This window comes from Saccharopolyspora rectivirgula DSM 43747 (genome assembly GCF_000497205.1).
Lineage (GTDB): Bacteria > Actinomycetota > Actinomycetes > Mycobacteriales > Pseudonocardiaceae > Saccharopolyspora > Saccharopolyspora rectivirgula.
This window is the reverse complement of sequence record NZ_AYJW01000132.1, coordinates 1-1,484: the sequence shown is the minus strand read 5'-3', so window position 1 is coordinate 1,484 and position 1,484 is coordinate 1. Positions and strand designations below refer to the sequence as shown.

The window sequence follows — 1,484 nt, the reverse complement described above, 5'->3', positions numbered from 1 at the left end:
GGTCAACGCGGACTGGCGCTACCTCAACCGCGATGTGCACGGCCAGTACGACGCGATCATCTGCTTGGGCAACTCGTTCACCCATCTGTTCTCGGAGCGGGACCGCCGCAAGGCGCTGGCCGAGTTCTACGCCATGCTCAAGCACGACGGCGTGCTGATCATTGACCAGCGCAATTACGACTCAATTCTGGACAACGGCTACAGCACCAAGCACACGTACTACTACTGCGGTGAGGAAGTGACCGCTGAGCCGGAGTACGTGGACGACGGTCTGGCCCGCTTCAAATACACCTTCCCGGACAAGAGCGAGTACTACCTCAACATGTATCCGCTGCGGAAGAACTACATGCGGCGGTTGCTCCGGGAAGTCGGCTTCCAGCGGATCGACACCTACGGCGATTTCCAAGAAACCTATTCCGACTCGGAGCCGGACTTCTTCATTCACGTTTGCGAGAAGAAGTACATTCCGGACGAGGAGTTGACCGAAGCTTACTCCAGTGCGGTGAACGTCGCCCGCGACTACTACAACTCCGAAGACGCCGACAATTTCTACTTCCACGTCTGGGGCGGGAACGACATTCACATCGGCCTCTACAACACCCCGGACGAAGACATCGCCACCGCGTCGCGGCGCACCGTCGAGCGGATGGCGAGCAAGGTCGAAATCACTCCGGAAACCAAGGTGCTGGACATCGGTTCCGGATACGGCGGTGCCGCCCGCTACCTGGCCAAGACCTACGGTTGCCAGGTGACCTGCCTGAACCTCAGCGAGGTCGAGAACAAGCGGAACCGCGAATTCAACAAGGAACAGGGCCTGGACCACTTGATCGAGGTCAAGGACGGCTCGTTCGAGGACATGCCGTTCCAGGACAACGCCTTCGACGTCGTCTGGTCCCAGGACGCGATCCTGCACAGCGGTGACCGGGTGCGCGTGATGGAAGAAGTGGCTCGCGTGCTCAAGCCGACCGGGTCCTTCGTGTTCACCGACCCGATGGCCGCCGACACCGCCAAGATGTCGGATCTGGGGCCGATCCTGGAGCGGATCAACCTGGACACCATGGGCTCTCCCGGCTTCTACCGCCGCGAGCTGGCCCGGTTGGGGCTGCAGAACTTCGAGTTCGAAGAGCTCACCGAGCACCTGCCGGTCCACTACGGCCGAGTGCTGGAAGTTCTCGAAGAGCGGGAAACTGAGCTGGCCGACAAGATCAGCGACACCTATCGGACGAAGATGAAGACCGGCCTGAAGAACTGGGTCGAAGGGGGTAAGGCCGGCAACTTGGCATGGGGCATCATCCACGCCCGGGCCTGAACGCGATCGACGGTAAGCAAGGATCTGAAGCTGGCACCAGCTTGGAGGTAAGGAGCAGTCGTGAGTGAGATCAACCGCAGGTTGTTCACCAGTGAGTCCGTGACCGAGGGGCATCCGGACAAGATCTGCGATGCGATCAGTGACTCGATCCTGGATGCGATGCTGGCCCAGGATC

General features: G+C 60.4%; 2 protein-coding genes. Both read left to right on the top strand.

What is annotated here, in order from left to right; translation table 11 throughout:
- On the top strand, positions 1 to 1,309 hold a 1,309-nt coding region (locus SREC43747_RS0119190), incomplete at its 5' end, for a class I SAM-dependent methyltransferase (RefSeq protein ID WP_029722993.1).
- Positions 1,310 to 1,369: 60 nt separating this feature from the next.
- On the top strand, positions 1,370 to 1,484 hold a 115-nt coding region (locus tag SREC43747_RS20865), incomplete at its 3' end, for an S-adenosylmethionine synthetase N-terminal domain-containing protein (protein ID WP_152528482.1).